Genomic DNA, 21,145 nt, shown 5'->3' with positions numbered 1-21,145 from the left:
ATAGCTTTTGCCAACTGCCGACTAAAAAAATGAATTAATCACGTTCTTTAAATAATTTTAGAAATTTAGAACGCCAATCTTCTTCATTTTGATTGCTGGTCTTGTTCGATTTTACTATTGAATCTTGGTAAATGTCAAAGAATAACGCACAATTATCACAACAAGTTTCCGGTGATTGTTTTACAATCGGTTCTTGAAAATAAGTTTGAATCAACGTTCTTCGACAGGTTGTGGTTTCAATATACGTCAGCATCCCTCTTAATTGCGCTTGACGATCTTTTTCTTTCTCCTCTAAACGATGCTCTAGCTCTTCAAAAGAATAATCCTTGGCTAAATAGCCTTGGACCCATTTTTGTTGTAACTCGGTGGCATTTTCTAACAAACCTGCTTGTTCTTCTCCTTCAATCAGCGATTTTAAGGTCGCTCGATTCGCTCTTGTCTCTTCTAAGAAAAACCGATGAATAAATTCATCCCCTTTTTTATACAATAATAGCGCCCAACTTTTTTGACCATCACGTCCAGCTCGCCCGATTTCCTGCAGGTAATTTTCTAAGCTATCAGGCAAATCAAAATGAATCACTCCACGAACATCAGGTTTGTCGATTCCCATCCCAAAAGCATTCGTTGCACAAAGAATATCGATTTGATTATCAATAAATTGTTCTTGCAAGCGACTACGTTCACTAGCCTCCAAGCCCCCATGATAATAGGCTACCTTAAAACTGGTTTTCGCCTGAATAAGTTGACTAATTTGTTCTGTTTTGTTGCGCGTGGCGCAATAGATAATGATTTTACCAGACGTTTTAGATAAGTAATCTAGTAACACTTCTTCTTTTTCTGACGTTTCCTTCACGAACAAGCCAATATTTTTTCGATTCACTGAAGAAAGAACTTCTTGATAGCTACCATGAGAAAATAATTGTTTTATAATTGCGTGCTGTACAACGGGTGTCGCTGTGGCAGTTAACGCCAAGGTCAAAGGAAAGTCTAGCTGTTTTTGGACCAGATCTAATTTACTATATTCAGGGCGAAAATCGACGCCCCACTGATAAACACAATGGGCTTCATCCACCACAAATAATGCAATTTTTTGGCGTTGTAACACACTAAGTACTTCTTGTTGCAAAAGCATTTCTGGGCTTAAAAACAGATAATCGTATTGGAACATTTTCGCTAAAATATAACGCTTTTCTGAATATTGTAACGTACTGTTTAAGGCAACCGCACCTTTAATTCCTTGTCTTTGTAATTGACGCACCTGATCTTCCATTAACGAAAGTAAAGGAGAAACAATTACCGTTAGTCCCTCTAACTTCTGACCCACAAATTGATAACACAATGATTTGCCAGTGCCTGTTGGCAAAACAGCCAATGTATTCATACCGTCAAGTAAGTTTGTAATCACTTCTTTTTGACCAGGCTTAAACGCTGCATAACCAAATCGAGTGAATAATTCTTGTTCTAATGTCAACAACACTCACTCCTTTTTTTGCCAAATTTGTTGGATTTGATATAACCGAAAATCTAAATAAGAAAGCGTCGCTTCTTGCGCTCGCCAATCCCGATACACCCACAACCGCGGATCTTGTTCTGTTTGAGCCAAGTTTTGGAGTATTGCCTCCTTTTCAAGATAAACAGACGCCTGCAGCTGCCCTTGAATAGCCAACTCTAATAGATGATCATGAATGGTACTCAGTTTTATTTTTCGCTGCTCAGCAATTTCTTGAAGTGTCTTACCTTCCGTTAACAATCGTTGAGTTTCTTGCATACTTTGGTTTAGATTTTTTTCTAGATACGGCCATACAAGCGTTTGTAAAGCAGGATAGTTTCCTCCGTACATTATCAACTGCAGTAAATGATGAACCGCTTGCGTGTGCCACAAACGCTGTTCAAGAGCTGTCTTATGGCTTGTTAATTGCTGAGGAACTTTGCCAGTTTGCTGATAACCAGAAAGTTGCGCAACCAAATAGTCGCTTTCTGCTTCAGGTAGTAACTCAAACCCTCGCAACAGTTCTTCTTTGATTGATTGAATGCGCTGCTCTTTCTTGTCTTTTTGTAACCATCGTTTCAAATATAGTTGCGGAATCGGTGTTGATAAAAGTGGAATATACTGTTTTTCCTCAAATGATAAATACGAAGTCACTTGCACGGCAAATTGAATGAGTTGCCAACTTTCTCGATCACTTCTGCCAAAACAATAAAGATCAATTGCAGGATAATCCAGCAACGAAAAATGGTGCTCCTTTAAAAATAGTTGCCCTTCTTTTGTTAGTTGAATTTCATTTGTCTCTTTGTGATACTGAATTTGTTTCGCCTTCGAAAGTTTTTCAAGAAATTGAAAATAGGCTTGTTCGGAAATCGTTGGCCACCAGCCAATGAATCGTAAACAATCATATAAAAAACCATAAATCAAAACAGAGCTAGTCCGTTTGCCTTTTAAAAGATGATACAAAGTTGATGCACGTACCTTGTATCCGTGAGATAATAACGCTAAAATAAAAGTTGCTTCCATAGTAAACCTCTTTTAGATAGGATGTGTCACTGTTTATGCAATCACGTTTAGTTCCTGAAAAATGTATTGCTTGTGGACTTTGTCAAGTTTATGCGCCCAATATATTTGATTATGATGATCATGGGATTGTCCTTTTTAAAGACGAGCCGCATGCTCGACAACAATTTATTCCAGAAAACGAACGCGAGAATGTGTTAAAAGCGTACCGCAAATGTCCCACACGTGCAATAGAAATAAGCAAAAATGAGTGCTAAATAATTTAGCACTCATTTTTGCTTAGAGTATTTTTTCGAGCCAAGCAAGTGTTTGCTCATCTATCGAAACAAACTGTAATTGTCCTTCTTTTAGCGGTTCTTTGACTAAATGAATTTGATCATTTAGGCCATTGATCCATTCATAACGAAGACCATTTTCTTTTGCTTTAGAATTTTTAGCTTCTAAATAATAATTGACATGGTAATTTTCTTTACCATCCAATTGTAGCGTATTAATAGTCACTTCAAAATCTGGTGAAACATCGGTCGATTTCTTTTCACGCAATCGTTCAAGTGCTTCTATAAAAGAAGGAAATTGAGGATTATTTTCCCCACCAACGAGATATTTTTTAGCAAATTCTGTACTATCCGTATGACTTTTCACTTGTTTGGCAAATGCTTGATAAAAGGTTTCTAGTGCTTTGCGGGCATCATAGTCGCTAGCTAACGGAAAATTCAATTGTAGCGTTGGATTATCGGAGAGCGCTTCGACAAAATCATTTTCACCAATCGTTTCTTTTGATGTTTGAATTTCTTCTCCATTAATCGTCTTTTTAAGTTGAATCGTCATCCCTTTGGACCAGAACAAAGGGCCAATCGTTTTGCTTCCATTCGTTAGCGTACCAACTTTCCGATCATTAATATAAATATCTGCGTCTGGCAGATTGCTCTCCACAACAAAATTCATTCGTTTAAAATCTAAAGGTATACTAGAAATATAATTCTCTTCTTCTAATAAACGATACTCTTCTGTGATAACAGGTTCGCCGGTGCTATCTTTCACTGTGGCTGTAAAGGTATATTGTCCTGGCGCTAAGGGGCCCAATTCCTTTTGATAAGTAGTTGAGTCGGAAGTGCCCACTTCCCGCCCGTTCATTGCCAGCGTCACACCGCGCTGATTCGTCGTTAACTGAACAGAAACAGGCGTTAAAATGAATTGATAACGGTGAAAGAAAAATGCTGTTTGACTCGTTTCACGAATAGTTAAACCATGTAGCTTTTTATCCTTTAATAGCGCTTTTTCTAATTTTTTTAGCTCAGTTGGATTTTTTTGATAATAAGTGATTAAAGGCTTAATGCTTTGCGGATTCACTTGAAATTCAGACTCGTTCGTCCTCATTTTTTTACTTAATTCTTGGGCATCACCATTCTCAATCGCTTCAATAAAATGAGAAATTTGTTGTTCCTTAGAAAAATAATGCGTCCCGAGAAAATAGCTACCCGTTCCAAGAACGATGAACACAAAAAGAAACACCCAGATCCAGCTTCTTTTTGATCTGAGAGGAGTAGATTCGTTCCCTTTATTCATTGAAGGTTGTGCTTGGTTTTCCTCTTGATGCATTGATTCATTCATTAGCGGAGCGCCGCATTCTTCACAAAAGGACTCCGTATCACGATTCACGTGACGACAATTTTTACACTTTTTCACTCAGGAAAACTCCTCTTTCTTTGATGATTTCTATCATACCAAGGGAAAGTTAAAATTACAATGCAGATGGTTTAGTATTTTTTAACAGAATGATGACAGATTGTGACAACCTCTTTTCTTTTAGGCGTAAATTTTAAAAACCCACTGTCAAACATTGTTCAACAGCAGGTTTTTTTATCATTTATTTTGTTAACGGTGTTTTTTTCTGAATAGTATGTTGTTTTTTTGATAGCCATGGCAATAACTTCGCATGTAGTACTAGAAAAACACCACTGACTAAGAGGCCTTTAATAAGGTTGAATGGCACAATACCAATCGCCACATAGCTTGCTAAAGATGTTCCTAAAAATTGTTGTGTGGTCACACCATATAATTGTAAGTAAATGGGTGTAATGACAAAATAATTCGCAATACTCATGAAAATTGTCAAGGCTAAAATCCCACTTACTAAGCCCACTATCCGATTTGTACGGATATTTTTCTTTTTACCAAAGAAATAAAAAATTGGCAAGGTGAAGATACTACTTGCTAAAAAGCTAGCGAAATCTCCCACCATATTTTGCGGTGCTAGTCCGGTTAAGAACAGGTGTAGCAACGAACGAACAAAAGCAGTAATTACTCCTGCTAACGGTCCGTACAAGAACATTCCGAGTAGAATCGGAATATCACTAAAATCGATTTTCAAAAAACTAAACGCTGGCATAATCGGAAATGCCACAAATTGTAATACTGTACCGATTGCAGCCAACATTGCAATGCTGACCATTTTTTGTACCTTGTTGTTCATCTGAAATCCTCCAATTAAGGACCCATCTTCAACGAACTTTTTGATTCGCTTCTTTGTCATACAAAAAAACCCTATTTTTCTGCAGGGAAAAATAGAGTAGGATTATCTGATGAAAAAGCGTCTCAAATAAGCCCTATCTTCTTTATCCAGACTATACTGTCGGTATTGGAATTACACCAATTCAATCGTTAAAAACGAGTCGTGGACTATAACCACCGGTCGGGAATTACACCCTGCCCCTGAAGACGAACCTTGTATTATATTTTTTTACTTACTTAGTGTAACCGATTTGAACAATGAATGCAACTAACTAAGCTTTTTTATTAAATTTCATTGATTGTTTCGTTTCTCAAAAAAAAAACAATCCCTCCGCCATAAGCGCGAAGAGATCGAGTCATTTTATCTTATTTAGCTTGATTTAATAATTGACTGATTTCTTTTTTAGTTAAATCACGATATTGCCCTGGTCGCAAACCTTGTAAGGTCAACTCACCGTAACGTTCACGTTTTAATTTTTGAACAGGGAAACCAACAGCTTGAAACATTTTCTTCACTTGATGATTACGTCCTTCATGAATCGTTAATTCCACGACACTGCTACCTGTTTTAATGTCCGCTGAAAGAATTTGAAAATTGGCTGGTGCTGTGCGTTTGCCATCAATGCGAATGCCTTTGGCTAATGGCAATAGATCCCGTTTAGTTGGTACACCTTTAATTTTTGCTACGTAGACTTTATCTACTTCATGTTTAGGATGGGTTAATTTTTGTGAAAAACTTCCATCATTCGTTAAAAGTAACAACCCAGAAGTATCATAATCCAGACGACCGACTGGATAAATTCGCTCAGTAACATCTGTAAAATAATCCGTTACTACTTTACGGCCTTTATCGTCAGACACCGCAGAAATAACCCCTCTTGGTTTATAGAATAAATAATAACCATATTCTTCTTGATAAATTGGTACACCATCAACCTCAACAGTATCTTGTTTACTTACTTGCGTTCCTAATTCTTTGACCACTTGGCCATTGACTTTTACGCGACCTTTGACAATTAATTCCTCTGCTTTGCGACGCGAAGTCACCCCAGCATGAGCAATTGCTTTTTGTAATCTTTCCATTGTTTAAGCTTCCTCGCCTTCTGTTGTTTCAGACATTGGGTTCGTTTCTTGATAACGATCAAAAAATAGATCCATTGGTAGTTCTTCTTCTAATTCATCTTCCATTTGTTGGATATCTGGTAATTCATCTAAACTTTTCAACCCAAAGTAATCCATAAAATACTTCGTTGTGCCATACAAAATCGCTCTACCAGGACCATCTACGCGGCCTTTTTCTTCTATTAACTGACGGGCAACTAACTTTTGGATAGAGCCGGAAGTCTGTACGCCACGAATTTCATCAATTTCAATACGCGAAATTGGTTGCTTATAAGCAATAATGGATAATGTTTCTAGCGCCGCTTGTGATAAGGCGTTCGACATAGGCGATTGCGCATATTTTTTTAGTAATGAGGCATATTTTTTCTTAGTTGTTAAGACAAAATGATTGCCGACTTCTAAAATATTCAACGCCGATTTATTGTCAGAAGCATAATGTTCTTTCAATTTCGTTAATTCTTCATAGGTTTTTGCTGTTGACTTCTCTAATAAGTACGCAAGCTCTTCCAAGCCAATTCCTTCTTCGCCAACCACAAATAAAATTGCTTCAATTTGACTAACTAATGTCACTGTGTTTCCTCCACCTCTGTTGTATCTTCCTGCTGGGTTTCTGTATTAAATAACAAAATTTCACTATAATTATTTTCTTGTTCAGCATAAATCGCGCCCGTTTTCATTAATTCTAAAAGAGCCATGAACGTTGTCACAATTTCTTGTTTGGAATAAGAATCGAAGAAAGAATCAAACGACACTGCCTTCCCTTTCTGTACTTGACGCATACGCTCTGAAATAGCGGAGATTTTTTCTTCGATGGAAACATCGTCACTGGCAACAGTTGTTTCAACAGGCTGGCGATTTTTTTTCTTTTCTAACATGGCATGAAAGGCTAGAAATAAATCAATTGTATTGATTTGATTAGGCGGTAGTGTTGTATCTTCCTCTTTATAATCATCCATATCCATTGGTTCTTTTGTATAATAGAGTTTACGTTCTTCTTCTTTTTCATGTAAAACAGTCGCTGCATATTTAAATTTCCGATACTCCAATAACTGAGCTACTAAAGCTTCCCGTGGGTCTTCCTCTTCAAAAAAATCTTCATCATCAATGATTTCAAGCTCTTGTTTTGGAAGCAACATCTGACTTTTAATAGCCATTAAGGTGGCAGCCATGACTAGATATTCTCCAGCGACTTCTAACTCTAAGGTTTGCATCGCATGAATATAAGACATGTATTGTTCAGTTACTGCTGTAATGGGAATGTCATAGATATCGATTTCTAATTTTTGAATTAAATGTAGTAGAAGATCCAGTGGTCCTTCAAAGACATCTAGTTTTAAATTAATTTCTTGCAAAAACGACACCTACTTTCTTTTCTCGACTTCCTAGTTTACCATAAATTTATTCGTTTGTGGGCATTCTCGCAAATTAAGCCCGAGGAAAATGTTCCTTATAAACATCTGCCATTCGTTGTTTGGTAATATGTGTATAAATTTGTGTCGTGGAGATATCTGCATGTCCTAATAATTCTTGCACGATTCTAAGATCTGCGCCATTTTCCAACAAATGTGTCGCAAAGCTATGCCGTAATGTATGCGGCGTAATATTTTTCTCTATCTGGGCTTCTCGAACAATCTGTTTTAAATTTTTCCAAATGCCCTGTCTAGATAACGGTTCACCATGATGGTTAACGAATAGGTGTGTTTCATTCGGATGATTTTTAATCAATTGAGGTCTGGCTTCGTTCATATAGCGCTCAATCCATTGAATCGCATAATCGCCTAAAGGAATAATTCGTTCTTTGTCCCCTTTTCCGATTGTTTGCAATAAACCAATGGATAAATGCAGATCCCCTAATTTTATTTCAATTAGCTCACTAACTCGCAGGCCCGTTGCATACATCACTTCTAAAATAGCACGATTCCGCATACCTAGTGGTTTACTTGTATCAGGCGTTTCAATTAATCGAGTCACTTCGTCAACAGATAATGTACTTGGCAATTTTTGAACTTTCTTGGGGGAGTCAATATGTTGCATCGGATTATGTTCGCTTAAGCGTTCTTGACGTAAAAATTGATGAAATCCTCTCAAACTAGAAATCATCCGAATCACACTTGCTGAAGCTTGCTGTTCTTCGTGAAGGGATTGCAAAAATTCTGTAATCATGTAACGGTCAACTTCGTCCCAAGAATACAGGCCTTGTTCTTGTAAAAAGGCTACGTATTTTTTTAAATCTCGTTCGTAACTCCGTCGTGTGTTATTTGATAAGCCCCGCTCTATTTGTAAATAGTGTAAATAATCGACTAATTGTTCTTCCATTATCCTTCCCTCATTTCTAGTACTATCCTATCAGATTATGCCCTAGATTGCATGGGTAAATTCCAACTTATTAAAAAAATCAACTGACAACAAAAGACTTGTTCACTAAGTCGTTAACTTAAGAACAAGTCTTTTGTTTTTGCTACTATTAGTAAAGAATAAATTTGTTATTTTATATATTTATCTAGAAAAGCAGCTACTGTTTCCTTATATTTTTCTGGGTTTTTATTATAAGCTTTCGCATGCTCTGCTCCAGGCACGACATATTTTTCTTTAGGTCCTTGGGTTGCATTATAAACTTCGTCTAACATACTAAACGGCACAAACGTATCATTTTCACCATGAATAAAGAGCATTGGTAAATGATTCTTTTGCAATTGCTTAACAGCGCTTGCTTCCCCAAAGAAATAGCCAGCTCTAAGTTTCGTAATCCCGCTAGTAACATTAACTAATGGGAAACTTGGTAAATTGAAAAGCTCTTTCAATTGATATTGCAACTCCTGATTGACTGTAGAATAGCCACAATCTTCCACAATGGCTTTCACGTTATCTGGTAATTTTTCCCCGCTCGTCATCATGACTGTAGCAGCACCCATACTGACACCGTATAAAGTGATTTGTTCTTGCTGACCATTTTCGGTTAAAACTTTCTCAATCCATTGGACATAATCTTTACGATCGGGCCAGCCGAAACCAATATAATCTCCTTGACTTTTCCCGTGACCACGCGCATCTGGCGCTAACACATTGTAGCCCCAATCATGATACATTTTCGCAAAGACAGACATCGTTTCTGCCGAACCCATATAACCATGCGCCATAATAACGGTACGATTACTTTTTTTGTCGGCTGGTAAATAAATGGCCTTTAGACGTAGCCCATCTTTCGAAGTAATTGACCATTCTTGTCGATTTTTGTCATCTTTAAACCATGCGCCTTCAGGTGTCTGGACCACTTTTGACCCTGGGGTATTCTCATTTATAAAGTCTTTCTTTCCTGGAACTACTGCATAATTATAAAAATATAAGCCTGCCGCAATTAAACCAATTGCAATTACTACAATAAGCGCAATCAAAATTTTTAACCATCGATTCATCTACGTACTCCTTTTATTTAAACTGTATGATTCATTATAAGTTGTCACCCTTTTTTTGACAACTACCATTCAAGGATTCAACCATCTTTCTTTACCACTACAATGGGACAATTTTGTTGCGACAAAAAAAGCATAGCATAAAAATATTGCCTTTTATGCTATGCTCCACTTATCTATTTATAAGAAACTAAAAATTATTTATTTTCAATAAGTTTAAAACTTGACCATGGTTTCAAAAATTCTAATAAGAAACGTTCGTCATCAGAAATACGACCAACCACATTTACACGGCCATCATTTTTCATTTCTTTTAAAGCAATTTGTGTTTCCCCTTTGTATTGTCCATAGCCAACGTTGTCAATCAAGACATCGCCTCGAACAATATCTCTCGTTGTATGAGCTGGGAAAGGACGATCTTTATAGTAAACACGTGTCATTGTTGAACGCAAAACGTAATCAGAACGATCTCCACGATAACTGTGTAAGTTATCGAACAATGCAATTCTTTCATCTTCTGTGATTTCTGGTTCTGTATCCACTTTGATCGAAGGATACGGTGCATGAAAGGCTTCTGCCATTGCTGCTAACTCTGCTTCTGAGGCATAAGCATTTCCGACAGAAATATCATCGATTAATTCTGTTAAAACTAAATGCTTAACTTGCGTTGCAATTTCTAAATCGCGGTGGTCTTCCAAAGAACATAACCCATCTTGTGTCGGCCATGGCCCAAATGTAGCATCGTGTGAGTTCACAAATGCCATCGTATTTAAATTATATTTTCTAAATTTTTCTGAACAATAAACAAAATGCTCATAGCCTAAACCTGTATAACGATGTGGATAGAAATTATGTGAGCCTAGTAAATTTTCTGTATTTGGTGAGTAGGCCATAATATTATCTACATAGCTTGTCCCTGAACTCATATTAATTTCAATTTTAATGCCATAAGGGTTTCTTGTCATATTCGCCTCTTCTTGCCCAGTAAATCCAAGATCTAAACGAATACCGTAAGCGCCCATATCATGGAAAAATGATAAATCATCATAAGAGATGCCTAATTGTTCGAACAATGCAGGATTAATATCGACCATCACTTCCATACCTAATTGGTTGGCGTAATCTACGACTTTTTTAAACTCTGCTAATACCTTTTCCCGATCATCATTGATTTGCAATAAACTAGTAAAGACACGCTTAAAGCCGTATTTATGAGCCAAATCCAAATATGCTTTGTCCTTTTCAAATGTTGAACGTTCTGGATAAATTGAAATACCTAATTTTCCCATGTGATTGCCTCCTAAATTGTAAAACATAATAATGTATCTGCTTACATTGTAACAAAAAAAACAAAAGTGGTCTACACCTTTCCTATAGGAAATCTTATAAAAATTCCACTGGTTTGTTATCTTCTCTTTTGTTATGATAAAAAAGAACCTAATTGTCAGTGTGAAAGGAAGAGGAAAACAGATGAAACATAAGAAAATGCTTGCTGTTGCTTCAGTTGCAGCATTCACCTTGCTTTTAGCAGGCTGTAACACAACCAATAATAAAGGCACGACCGCAACGAGTGATTCTATCGCTAAATCCAGTGAAAGCAAAACAAAGGATTCGGTCGACTTAAATTCACTAGATTTACCACAACTAGATGACAAAGTTGCCGAAGATCAAGACTTAGTCCAAATGGTTACTTCAATGGGAAATATTGAAATCAAATTATTTCCTAAACAGGCTCCAAAAACTGTCGAGAACTTTATGAAACATGCCAAAGATGGCTATTATGATGGCTTGACTTTCCACCGCGTCATCAATAACTTTATGATCCAAGGTGGCGATCCTAGCGGTGATGGAACTGGCGGAAACAGCATCTGGAATAAACCATTTGAAGATGAATTTTCAAACCAGTTATATAACATTCGTGGCGCATTATCAATGGCGAATGCAGGACCTAATACTAACGGCAGTCAGTTCTTTATTGTCCAAAATACAGATGATCAATCTGATGGTCTTTTATATGATGATTATCCAAAAGCAATCATTGATGCTTACAAAAAAGGCGGCTATCCTTCTCTTGATAAAAAACATACTGTTTTCGGTCAAGTAACCAAAGGAATGGATATTGTCGATAAAATTGCCAAAGTCGAAGTTGGTGCCAACGATAAACCAAAAACCGATGTTAAAATTGAAAAAATCAATATTCTTCAAGAAGCAAAAAAATAACAAAAAGTCAGAACGTACGCTGAAGATACGTTCTGACTTTTTGTTATTTTTGAATCGCTTGTAATGCCTTTTCTGGTACTTGGTCTTGATTGACCTCTTCATACGTATTGATGTGGGCCCCTTTATTTGAGACTTTTAGATAATGATCTGTTTTTAATTCATGGTCCGCTGTGAAAGTTATTTCTCGCGTTTTGCCTTCCTCATCTGCGGCTACTTGCGTATAACTAGCAATTCCATAGCCATTAACGCTATCGGCTTTCTTTGTTTTAACATACACATTTCCTTCTTTAACCAATGGATTTAATTGATCTAACACACCAGCTAATTCGCCAGAGTTCTTCTCTGCGTAAAACTTGGCCCCAAATAAACCACCACCAATAACAATTGCTGTCACCACTAAAAATTTAATAAATTTCATCACATAAATCCTCCCGAGTAATTATTCTCTGTTACTTCTTCCAAAGTATAGCAAGTTTTAAACAATCCTTCCTCGGGCGCAACGACCAGTTTTTCCTCAGACTTATGTCGTATTTTTGTTATTTTGAATAAATAACAAAACACTACTCTTCTATCAATAATTGACTTAATAATTGAATTTCTTGATTCTTAGTTAAGTCAATTGTTTTCATTGTAACCGCTGTGGCTAAACCTAAATAGATTACCACCATTTTAGGAAATAATTCGACAAATTTTCCTTTGTCCATTTGTACATATTTTTTATCCAATAATAAACGCTCTTCAAAAAAAATTGAAGCATCTGCTGCAATTCTTCTTCATAACCATGTGCTTTCATAAATAACGCCGTATAGATTTTTTGATGTTTTTGGGCAAATAATATAAAGTTCAGACCCAATGCAATCACTGGGTCTGAGGCACCGACATCTGCTTTATAAAATAATTGCATACGATGAAATAACGATTTAATTAAGGTTCGCTTTAAATCGTCCATGTTGACAAATTCTAAATAAATTGGCTGCGTAGAAATCCCCATAGTATCTGCAATATTTCTAGCAGTTAAATTAGAAAAACCTTTATCTACTAAAATTTTTTCAGCTACGTTTAAGATTTTTTCCTTTGTATATACCTTCGTTCTAACCATTTTCATACCCCTTTTCTCTTTTAGTTAACAATAACTTTATTATGTTCACACAAAAGAAAACCATTTTCATTATATATATAATATTTTACACTTTTTTATGCGTTTCTTTTCTCAAAATTTTCTATACATTTCAAAAAAATTGAGAATTTTCATCGCCTATAAACAAATAGGTCCAGAACAAAAGGTCATCACCTTTTGTTCTGGACACTAAACGGCTGCACTCTTTATTCTTCTATTTGTTTGCCTTGTTCTTTGGCAAGCTCATTTTTATCATAAGCTACAAAGAACGGATAGTAAATCAAGATGGCCACTAGAATTAAAACAATATTCAAAACAGCAGCACGCCAATCGCCGCCTGTCGCCATAAAGGCGCCAATTGGCCCTGGTAAGGTCCACGGTGCGGTAAAGACAACTTCACTTACTAAACCTAATTTAGTGGCAAACCAAGCAATCGTTGCTAAAACCATTGGTGCAAAGATAAAAGGAATCATTAAAATCGGATTTAAGACAATCGGTACACCGAAAATAACTGGCTCATTAATATTAAAAATAGACGGTGCTAAAATAGCTTTTCCTAGTTTTGAACCATATTCTGATTTTGCCCGAAAGGCTAATAATATAGCTAAACCAATTGTGGCTCCAGCACCACCAATCCAAATAAACCATTGGTAAAAAGGTTCTGCCGCAATCCGAGGTAATGCTTCGCCAGCTGCTTTAGCAGTCGTGTTTTCCTCTAATAGTTGTAGCCATAGAGGACGCGCCAACGATCCTACGATTGAAGCGCCGTGAATCCCAAAGAACCAGAAAAATGTGGTTAAAAAGACTAACAACAAGACACTCAATAAAGAGTCCGCTGCTTGAACTAGTGGTCCTACTAAGTTCCCTACAAATGTGTGCCAATCAAAGCCTAAATAATAAGTGATTGAACCAATCAATAACATGACAATTAACGTCGGAGTCAACGATTCAAATGAACGAGCAACAGCAGGTGGAACGTTATCAGGCATTGTAATTTTGAACTTAGACTTATCTGTCACTCGATAGATTTCGACAGCAATAATTGACGTCACAATCCCGACAAACATCCCTGCACCACCCAAATTAGCCATTGGTAAAACAAACCCAGAAACGCCAGCTGCTTTACTGGCTTCTTCAGGAATCGCCACAGGTACTAATGTTAATAAAAAAGCAATCGTAGCCAAAATCCCTCCAGAGACTTGATCAAGATTATATGATTTCGCTAAACTAGCGCCAATGCCAAAAGTCGCATATAACGCCATAATGTACATTGTCATTCGGTAAGGCAGTAAAATTGTAGCAGCATTACTTGTTAAAAATTGAGTAATGCCCCAAGATTCTGGTAACGGCGGAAACGCAATAATTAGAAAAAAAGAACCGACAATAATTAAAGGTAATGTCGCAATAATCCCATCCCGCACCGCACGTAAATGGCGCTGATTGGCAATTTTAGCCATTGGTCCAGCTAGATGATTTTCAATCCAAACAGTCAGTTTATCTAACATAAATAACACTCTCCTCTGTTTTTCTCTTAAAAAATAACTCCTTTAATCAGCCATAAATAAGAGATAAGCTCTAATAAAATAAGAGAAATTAAAAACAACCAAATAAAACGCTTACAAAAACCTGTTTTCGTTTCAATAAAATAATGACTATACGCTAACGCAAAAGCAATCCCAACAGGCAAAAAAATCATGGCACCAATATTAAACGGCAGATTGAAAGTCCATAATAAAACACTCGGCAACAGGACACCACATAAGAGCCCCATACTAAAAAGAAAACCAGCACTTTTAACTGAAAACTTAGGAACAATTGCTTGATTGTTTTCCATTTCAATTTCGCTCCTTTCGTTTGTTATTTTGTTACATTTAAAATTATAAGCTATTAAAAATATTATTTCAATCTATTCGCTGATTTAATACTAATTTTAAAATAAAAAACCAGTTCACTGAGTGAACTGGTTTTATGCTTATTCGACAAATTCAAATTCAAAATTACCAATCCGAACAATGTCGCCATCTTTCGCGCCACGTGCTCGTAATGCCTCATCGACACCCATACCACGTAATTGACGTGCAAAACGCATTACTGTTTCATCATGATCGAAATTCGTCATTTCAAATAATTTTTCTAATTTTTCACCAGATAAAACCCATGAAGCATCTGGTTCACGATCAATCGTAAATTCTGGACCTTCTGGTTGGAAGCCATAACGAACGGTTTCTTCCTCTACTACTTCATCTTCATATAATGGGAATTCAGGCGTTACTTCCAACAAGTCAGCTGTTGCATTTAATAAAGGTTCAATACCTTTACGAGTAACCCCAGAGATTGGGAAAATAGGTAGCTCATCAGCATACTCATCTGTGCGTTCCTTCGCAAGTTGCTCTTTAAATTTCGCTAAATTCTCTTCTGCTTCAGGCATGTCCATTTTATTGGCAACAATAATTTGAGGTCGCTCCATCAAACGTAAATTGTGTGAAGCCAATTCTTTATTGATTGCCAAATAATCTTCATAAGGATCGCGTCCTTCCATGCCACTCATATCAATGACATGTAAAATAACACGCGTCCGTTCAATGTGGCGTAAGAACTGTGTTCCTAAGCCGACACCTTGAGAAGCTCCTTCAATTAAGCCTGGCAAATCTGCTGCAGCAAAGCTTCGACCATCACTAGTAGTCACCATCCCTAAGTTTGGAACTAACGTCGTAAAATGATAGGCACCAATTTTCGGACGAGCGGACGAGATAACAGAGAGTAACGTTGATTTTCCTACAGAAGGAAACCCAACTAAGCCAACATCTGCTAAGACTTTTAATTCTAATTCGATTTTACGTTCTTGGCCCGGTTCGCCGTTTTCGGCAATTTCTGGTGCTGGGTTTCTTGGGGAAGCAAAGCGAATATTCCCGCGACCACCGCGTCCGCCTTTTGCTACTACTAAGGTCTGACCATTCTCAATTAAATCCCCAATTAAAGCTCCAGTTTCTGCATCACGAACTGTTGTACCTGGTGGAACTTTGACAAGTAAATCTTCTGAACCACGACCATGCATTCCTTTACTCATACCATTTTCTCCAGGTGTCGCTTTAAAATGACGATTAAACCGGAAATCCATTAATGTGCGTAATCCTTCTTCAACAACTAAAACAACGTCGCCACCGCGACCGCCATCACCACCAGCGGGACCCCCGTCTGGTACATATTTTTCTCTACGGAAAGCAACCATTCCGTCGCCGCCTTTACCAGCTTTGACATCAATCGTCACTTGATCTAAAAACATGGACATATAATTTGTCCTCCTATTCTACTTCTACTATCTTTAATCACCTCAAAAAGCGTGATTCGAAAGTCTTTATTATTGTATCGGGAAAACAACCGTTTGTCTAGCAATTCTAGTTAGTTATCGTTGGAAAAAGCAAAATTTCTCATAAATCTTTCGCTTTCTTTTTGTCGCTTCGCTATCAGTCTTTTGACAAAAAAATTTTAGAGGTTCATACTATAGATAGTTGAAGAAAATCACTTTTTCAGCAAGGGTCCAAAGAAACACAAACATCTAAAGGAGGAATTTTTGTTATGACAGTCAAAGTAGGAATTAACGGTTTTGGAAGAATTGGTCGTTTAGCCTTTCGCCGAATAAAAGAAGTTTCTGATGATATTGAAGTTGTGGCTATCAATGATTTGACTAGCCCAACAATGTTGGCTCACTTATTACAATTTGACTCTACGCATGGCACCTATCCTGGCACCGTGACAGCCACTGAAAATGGCATTGTTGTTGACGGCGAAGAAACCCGTGTCTACGCAGAACCAGATGCAAGTAAAATCCCTTGGGTTAAAGAAAACGGAGTAGACATTGTCCTTGAATGTACAGGTTTTTATACTTCTGAAGAAAAAGCACAAGCTCATTTAGATGCAGGTGTGAAACGTGTGGTTATCTCTGCTCCTGCAGGCGCAATGAAAACAATCGTTTACAACGTCAATGATGATACACTTGATGCCAACGATAAAATCATTTCTGCTGGTTCATGTACGACAAACTGTCTAGCACCGATGGCTTACTTCTTAAATAATGAATTCGGTATTGAAGTTGGTACCATGACAACTGTCCATGCCTACACATCAACACAAATGCTATTAGATGGCCCTGTTCGTGGCGGAAATCTTCGTGCGGCACGCTCTGCTGCAGACAATACTATTCCCCATTCAACTGGTGCTGCTAAAGCAATTGGCTTAGTTATTCCAGAACTTAATGGAAAATTACAAGGCCATGCCCAACGTGTTCCCGTTGTGGATGGATCCTTAACAGAATTAGTTAGCATTTTAAAAACAAAAGTAACAGCTGATCAAGTAAATGAAGCAATGAAAAAACACACCATTGATAACCCTTCTTTCGGTTATGATGATCGTGAAATTGTTTCTGGGGACATAATCGGCACGACAGAAGGTTCGATTTTTGACCCAACGCAAACAGAAGTAACGACAGCTGGCGATTTCCAGTTGGTGAAAACTGTGGCTTGGTATGACAATGAATATGGTTTTACTTGCCAAATGATTCGCTTATTGGAAAAATTCGCTAATTTATAATGCCAATAAAAAACTGCCTTGCATAAATTAATGCAAGGCAGTTTTTTTAATGTTTACTTTGACAACTTTGACAAATACCATGAAAAGTTAAGCGATGATCTTTGACTAAAAAATGATACCGACTTTCAACAATTTGCTCTACTTCACCAAGCAAGTCTTCTTCCACTTCCTCAATTGTGCCACATTCTAAGCATAACAAATGGTGGTGAAAGTGTTTGGCGCCTTCTTTTCTTAAATCATAGCGAGCTAAACCATCGTTAAAGCTCACTTTATCAACGACTTTTAAGTCTGTTAAAATTTCTAGCGTTCGATAGACTGTTGCTAGACCAATTTCCGGACTTTTTTGTTTTACCAAGAAGTAAATTTCTTCTGCTGATAAATGATCTTTTTCATTTTCCAATAATACAAGTACGGTTGCTTCCCGTTGTGGTGTTAATTTAAAGCCTGATTCATGTAATTGTTTTTTTGTCTTTTTTAAAGCAGCAGTCGAATCCATTATTACAGCTCCTTGTTTAGAATGATTACAAATTAAGAAACTTAATTTATCAATCAAATTAAAATAATTATAAAAGAAATAACTGTAATTTGCAAGATATTCTCAATTAGCTACCTTAATTTTTTTCTTTTGATTGTTCCAACGAGCCAATTAGAATTGTTTTACCATCTTCTTGTTTAATTAATTTTTGTTTCATTAAATGGCCTAAGGCGCGTTTAAATTGAGCTTTACTAATGCCAAAGGTTTGTTTAATTTCATCAGGGCTTGATTTATCGGTGAAAGGAATTTGGTGATCGTTTGCTCTTTCTAAGAAAGTTAGAATCATTAACGCATCATCGCTGATTACTTCATGACTTCTTGGTTTTAACGAAAGATTCAATACGCCGTCCGGCCGCACGCCAATCACACGTCCCACTACTTTTTCACCTAAACGTGGTTCCTGGAATCGTTCAGAAGGATGGATAAATCCAATGTATAAATCATCAGTTAAAATATACGTTCCTGCAAGTTTCAGACGATACACATGCCCGGTTAAGTTTTGGTTTTGCATTTCAGCATTCCCACGTTTTGCCATTGCTTTAAAGACTTTTTCATCTGCTAATTCGCCCCAAATGCGGTCTTTACTGTCCACTTTTAAAGTAACCATTACTCGGTCTTCTTTTTTAGGCCAAAGTTCCCGCATAGTTGGTAATTCATCCAACGAAATAACAACATCTTTATCTGGTAAGCCAACATCCACAAAAACACCTAAATCACGTCTCGTTCCTGTGACAGTACCAAAGCCATAGCTACCAATGCGCACAGTAGGAATTGTAGTTGTCAGTGCTGGCTCTTGTTTTTGATTTAAATAACCAAAGCCTTCTACAGCCTCTCCTATGGCATGCGTACCTTCTTCTTTTTTTAAACGGAATGTGATGCCATTTTTTTGAACAAAATAAAATTGTTCATTTTCATCGACCACAATGCCGGTAAATGTTGTTGCTAGTAATTCTCTCATTTATCATTAACTCCTCAAGGAAAATCAATCGAACAAAAGATTTCCGCTTTTGTTCGATTGTTTCTATTTTCTTTTATTGCCCTGCATTACGAGAAGCGTTCCCTTTGAACCAACCTGTTTTAGCATTGATTGTAACTAAATACATGTGAACATTTTTCTCTGTAGTGCCTTCTAATAATTTTGATTGATTGTTTGTTGCATAAAGATTGTAGTAACCTTCGCCATTCACAATTTTGGCAGGTTCTAAAGAATATCCGCCAGGAACCACATAGCCACGAGCAATCACTGTGTCTAAGACTTTTTCTTTCACACCTGGTGCCCATGTCCACGCTGGATTGCTACTATCAGCGATATCGGCAGCATCTGGCGCATAAAGCGGACTAGTGTACACCCCGTCACTATTCGGCGCCGTGTAGCCATTCGCTTCTGTTTTTGCTGTTTCTTCCTTCTTAGCGTCCTCTTTTTTTGCGGCAGCAGCTTGTTTCGCTTGTTCTTCTGCTTGTTTTGCTTGCTCTGCGGCAGCTTGTTCTTCTGCAATTCTTTTCTGTTCTTCTTCAACCTTGGTTAACGCTTGGTCAGCTGTCGTGACTTGTTTGACCAGTTCTTTTTTCAGCTTATCACTTGTTACTTTATCTACTTCTGACTTAGCAGCTTGATACGTGTCTCGATTCAGCTGATTGGTAGTTTTTCCATCTTTATAAATGACCTCAACCGCTTTTTTAGCTTTTTGTAATTGGTTGTATTGTTGGTTCGCTTGATCGATTGCTTGGTTCATCAATTGGTCAAATGGATCATTTCCTGTTAATTTCTTTACGGAAATTGGTTGATCAGCAGCTAAAATCGCCGGTTTCAACTCATTGCCATTGACAATCGGCGCCTCAAATAATTGGTTGATTTGTTGAATGGTTAGTTGCTTCTCTTTCAATGTTTGAATTTGTTTATTTAATTGAGAATACTCTTCTGAATCTTTAATTTCCGCGACTTGTTTTGAGAGTTTTTCTGGACTAACAGTCACCATATCTGGTTTAATAAAAACTTGCTCCTTCGTGGTATAAAAGGCTGCTAGTTCATCTTTCAGCGTATCTGTTTTCTTGGTTAGTGCCGCCGCCTCTTGTGCGGCAGCTTTTTGCGTTTGATCATGATACGCCCAAGCACTACCTCCAGCTAATAAAACAACCGCAAGCGCAACGAAAACTACTTTTTTTGATGGTTTCTTCGGAGCAGGCGCTGGTTGAGCATTCCCAGTTTCATTCATCGGTGGTATCACACCTGAATCTGAAACTTTTTCCTCGGTTGCATCAGCGTCGCTCGGTGCCTCTAGCGACGCTGCACTTGTTAACCCTTCTTCAGAATCTGAAATGGATTCAGTTGGTGTTTCGGCTTGGGTTAATACTGCCTCACCGCTGTTTTCTAACTCTTGGGTCTCTGCTGTTTCTTCTGATGGATTTTCAGACATTTCTGTATCTGCTCGATGCGCTTGAATATAAGCTTGCAAAGTTTCGTTTGGTGTTACATCTTGATCTTCTATCGGTGGTTGTGAAAAAATTTCTTCTTCAGAAGTGGTAGAGATAACTTCAGTTCCTGAAATCTCTGTTAAAGCTTCCTCTTCTGACTTCACCGTCTCAGATACCTCAGCTGTTTCTGCTTCAACAGTAGTTGTTTCTTCCGTTGTTTCTTCTGTTGTTTCCTCTAAATTAACTGCTTCGTCCGTTGCTAGTTTTTCTTCTGTTGAATGAGTAGGCGTCTCTTCTGTCGCTGGTGTCGACTCCTCCACCGAATCATGAGTCTCCTCACTAGCCCCTTCTTGAAGCGATGTTTCTAGACCAGAAACATCCTCTGAATCAGAGACTATTAAGTTATCTTCTATCGACTCTTCTTTTTTGTCATCATTACTTTCTTCTTCAGGTGATTCGCCAAACAGTTCCATCACATGGCCTAAGCTCATATCTTTTAACTCAGACCATTCAATATTCTCATTTAATTGATCTTCGTGTTGTTCATTTTCCTGTGTTTCAAAATCTATATTTGTTGAAGTCGTTTCCACTTCTTCTTTATCAACTGTTGTGTCAGTTAGTGAATAGCCACATGTTGGGCAGGTCGTTAATTCTGCATCGAATTCGTTCCCGCACTTCGGACATTTTTTTGTCATTCTTCCGCCTCACATTCTGCTAATATT

20 protein-coding genes, 1 pseudogene and 1 riboswitch are annotated in these 21,145 nt (G+C 37.4%); of the genes and pseudogenes, 3 read left to right on the top strand and 18 right to left on the bottom strand.

Going from position 1 to position 21,145, the window contains the following annotated elements:
• Positions 1 to 34 precede the first annotated feature (34 nt).
• Positions 35 to 1,477, bottom strand: a complete 1,443-nt coding sequence (locus IGJ41_RS06725) for a RecQ family ATP-dependent DNA helicase (protein ID WP_173963518.1) — start codon at positions 1,475 to 1,477, stop codon at positions 35 to 37.
• Entirely contained in the window at positions 1,478 to 2,512 is a 1,035-nt protein-coding gene (locus IGJ41_RS06720; protein ID WP_153853789.1) for a helix-turn-helix domain-containing protein, read from the bottom strand.
• Positions 2,513 to 2,547: 35 nt separating this feature from the next.
• Here IGJ41_RS06720 and IGJ41_RS06715 point away from each other — a divergent pair, with 35 nt between their 5' ends.
• Positions 2,548 to 2,766 carry a ferredoxin gene (locus IGJ41_RS06715; protein ID WP_002357617.1) on the top strand — a complete coding sequence of 73 codons (219 nt, stop codon included), beginning with the start codon at positions 2,548 to 2,550 and terminating at the stop codon, positions 2,764 to 2,766.
• A gap of 22 nt (positions 2,767 to 2,788) precedes the next feature.
• Here IGJ41_RS06715 and IGJ41_RS06710 read toward each other — a convergent pair whose 3' ends face one another.
• The 8 genes from IGJ41_RS06710 to IGJ41_RS06675 all read right to left on the bottom strand — a co-directional run bounded on the left by IGJ41_RS06710 (position 2,789) and on the right by IGJ41_RS06675 (position 10,841).
• Entirely contained in the window at positions 2,789 to 4,120 is a 1,332-nt protein-coding gene (locus IGJ41_RS06710; RefSeq protein ID WP_173950674.1) for a zinc ribbon domain-containing protein, read from the bottom strand.
• A 256-nt stretch (positions 4,121 to 4,376) separates the two neighbouring features.
• The gene (locus tag IGJ41_RS06705) at positions 4,377 to 5,042 is read right to left on the bottom strand and encodes an ECF transporter S component (protein ID WP_002382314.1); all 666 of its coding nucleotides are present in this window, start codon (positions 5,040 to 5,042) and stop codon (positions 4,377 to 4,379) included.
• 71 nt (positions 5,043 to 5,113) lie between these two features.
• Positions 5,114 to 5,233: riboswitch (FMN riboswitch) on the bottom strand.
• A gap of 153 nt (positions 5,234 to 5,386) precedes the next feature.
• Entirely contained in the window at positions 5,387 to 6,103 is a 717-nt protein-coding gene (locus IGJ41_RS06700) for a pseudouridine synthase (protein WP_002357624.1), read from the bottom strand.
• 3 nt (positions 6,104 to 6,106) lie between these two features.
• The gene (gene scpB / locus IGJ41_RS06695; RefSeq protein ID WP_002357625.1) at positions 6,107 to 6,712 is read right to left on the bottom strand and encodes an SMC-Scp complex subunit ScpB; all 606 of its coding nucleotides are present in this window, start codon (positions 6,710 to 6,712) and stop codon (positions 6,107 to 6,109) included.
• Positions 6,709 to 7,503: a segregation/condensation protein A gene (locus IGJ41_RS06690; RefSeq protein WP_002382313.1), complete on the bottom strand. Its 795-nt coding sequence runs from the start codon at positions 7,501 to 7,503 to the stop codon at positions 6,709 to 6,711. Before IGJ41_RS06690 ends, scpB begins: the two co-directional genes overlap by 4 nt.
• A 64-nt stretch (positions 7,504 to 7,567) precedes the next feature.
• On the bottom strand, positions 7,568 to 8,458 hold the full coding sequence (xerD, locus tag IGJ41_RS06685) for a site-specific tyrosine recombinase XerD (protein WP_153853790.1): 891 nt from the start codon (positions 8,456 to 8,458) through the stop codon (positions 7,568 to 7,570).
• A gap of 167 nt (positions 8,459 to 8,625) precedes the next feature.
• Positions 8,626 to 9,555 (bottom strand): alpha/beta hydrolase, encoded by a 930-nt coding sequence (locus IGJ41_RS06680; RefSeq protein ID WP_010713413.1) that lies wholly within the window; start codon positions 9,553 to 9,555, stop codon positions 8,626 to 8,628.
• Positions 9,556 to 9,749: 194 nt separating this feature from the next.
• Positions 9,750 to 10,841 (bottom strand): DUF871 domain-containing protein, encoded by a 1,092-nt coding sequence (locus IGJ41_RS06675; RefSeq protein WP_153853791.1) that lies wholly within the window; start codon positions 10,839 to 10,841, stop codon positions 9,750 to 9,752.
• A 181-nt stretch (positions 10,842 to 11,022) separates the two neighbouring features.
• Between IGJ41_RS06675 and IGJ41_RS06670 the strand changes: the two genes are divergently transcribed.
• On the top strand, positions 11,023 to 11,772 hold the full coding sequence (locus tag IGJ41_RS06670; protein ID WP_033625667.1) for a peptidylprolyl isomerase: 750 nt from the start codon (positions 11,023 to 11,025) through the stop codon (positions 11,770 to 11,772).
• A gap of 43 nt (positions 11,773 to 11,815) precedes the next feature.
• On the opposite strand, the gene IGJ41_RS06665 is transcribed toward IGJ41_RS06670, so the two are convergent.
• The 5 genes and pseudogenes from IGJ41_RS06665 to obgE all read right to left on the bottom strand — a co-directional run bounded on the left by IGJ41_RS06665 (position 11,816) and on the right by obgE (position 16,178).
• On the bottom strand, positions 11,816 to 12,190 hold the full coding sequence (locus IGJ41_RS06665) for a YxeA family protein (RefSeq protein ID WP_002357632.1): 375 nt from the start codon (positions 12,188 to 12,190) through the stop codon (positions 11,816 to 11,818).
• A 142-nt stretch (positions 12,191 to 12,332) separates the two neighbouring features.
• Positions 12,333 to 12,877, bottom strand: a pseudogene (locus IGJ41_RS06660) (TetR/AcrR family transcriptional regulator).
• A gap of 218 nt (positions 12,878 to 13,095) precedes the next feature.
• Complete coding sequence (locus tag IGJ41_RS06655) at positions 13,096 to 14,394, bottom strand: PTS sugar transporter subunit IIC (protein ID WP_002363934.1); 1,299 nt, start codon at positions 14,392 to 14,394, stop codon at positions 13,096 to 13,098.
• Positions 14,395 to 14,420: 26 nt separating this feature from the next.
• Positions 14,421 to 14,723 (bottom strand): hypothetical protein, encoded by a 303-nt coding sequence (locus IGJ41_RS06650; protein WP_010817272.1) that lies wholly within the window; start codon positions 14,721 to 14,723, stop codon positions 14,421 to 14,423.
• A gap of 138 nt (positions 14,724 to 14,861) precedes the next feature.
• Positions 14,862 to 16,178, bottom strand: a complete 1,317-nt coding sequence (gene obgE, locus IGJ41_RS06645; RefSeq protein WP_002384537.1) for a GTPase ObgE — start codon at positions 16,176 to 16,178, stop codon at positions 14,862 to 14,864.
• Positions 16,179 to 16,465: 287 nt separating this feature from the next.
• Here obgE and gap point away from each other — a divergent pair, with 287 nt between their 5' ends.
• The gene (gene gap, locus IGJ41_RS06640; RefSeq protein ID WP_002357638.1) at positions 16,466 to 17,476 is read left to right on the top strand and encodes a type I glyceraldehyde-3-phosphate dehydrogenase; all 1,011 of its coding nucleotides are present in this window, start codon (positions 16,466 to 16,468) and stop codon (positions 17,474 to 17,476) included.
• Between the two features lie 46 nt (positions 17,477 to 17,522).
• Here gap and fur read toward each other — a convergent pair whose 3' ends face one another.
• The 3 genes from fur to IGJ41_RS06625 all read right to left on the bottom strand — a co-directional run bounded on the left by fur (position 17,523) and on the right by IGJ41_RS06625 (position 21,118).
• Complete coding sequence (gene fur / locus IGJ41_RS06635) at positions 17,523 to 17,972, bottom strand: ferric iron uptake transcriptional regulator (protein ID WP_002357640.1); 450 nt, start codon at positions 17,970 to 17,972, stop codon at positions 17,523 to 17,525.
• Between the two features lie 115 nt (positions 17,973 to 18,087).
• Positions 18,088 to 18,969 carry a CvfB family protein gene (locus IGJ41_RS06630; protein WP_002361792.1) on the bottom strand — a complete coding sequence of 294 codons (882 nt, stop codon included), beginning with the start codon at positions 18,967 to 18,969 and terminating at the stop codon, positions 18,088 to 18,090.
• 73 nt (positions 18,970 to 19,042) lie between these two features.
• Positions 19,043 to 21,118 (bottom strand): cell division site-positioning protein MapZ family protein, encoded by a 2,076-nt coding sequence (locus tag IGJ41_RS06625; RefSeq protein WP_156248696.1) that lies wholly within the window; start codon positions 21,116 to 21,118, stop codon positions 19,043 to 19,045.
• Positions 21,119 to 21,145: the final 27 nt, after the last annotated feature.

Origin of the sequence: Enterococcus sp. DIV1537a (genome assembly GCF_051712085.1) — a bacterium.
Lineage (GTDB): Bacteria > Bacillota > Bacilli > Lactobacillales > Enterococcaceae > Enterococcus > Enterococcus faecalis.
This window is presented reverse-complemented; position numbering and strand designations above follow the sequence as displayed.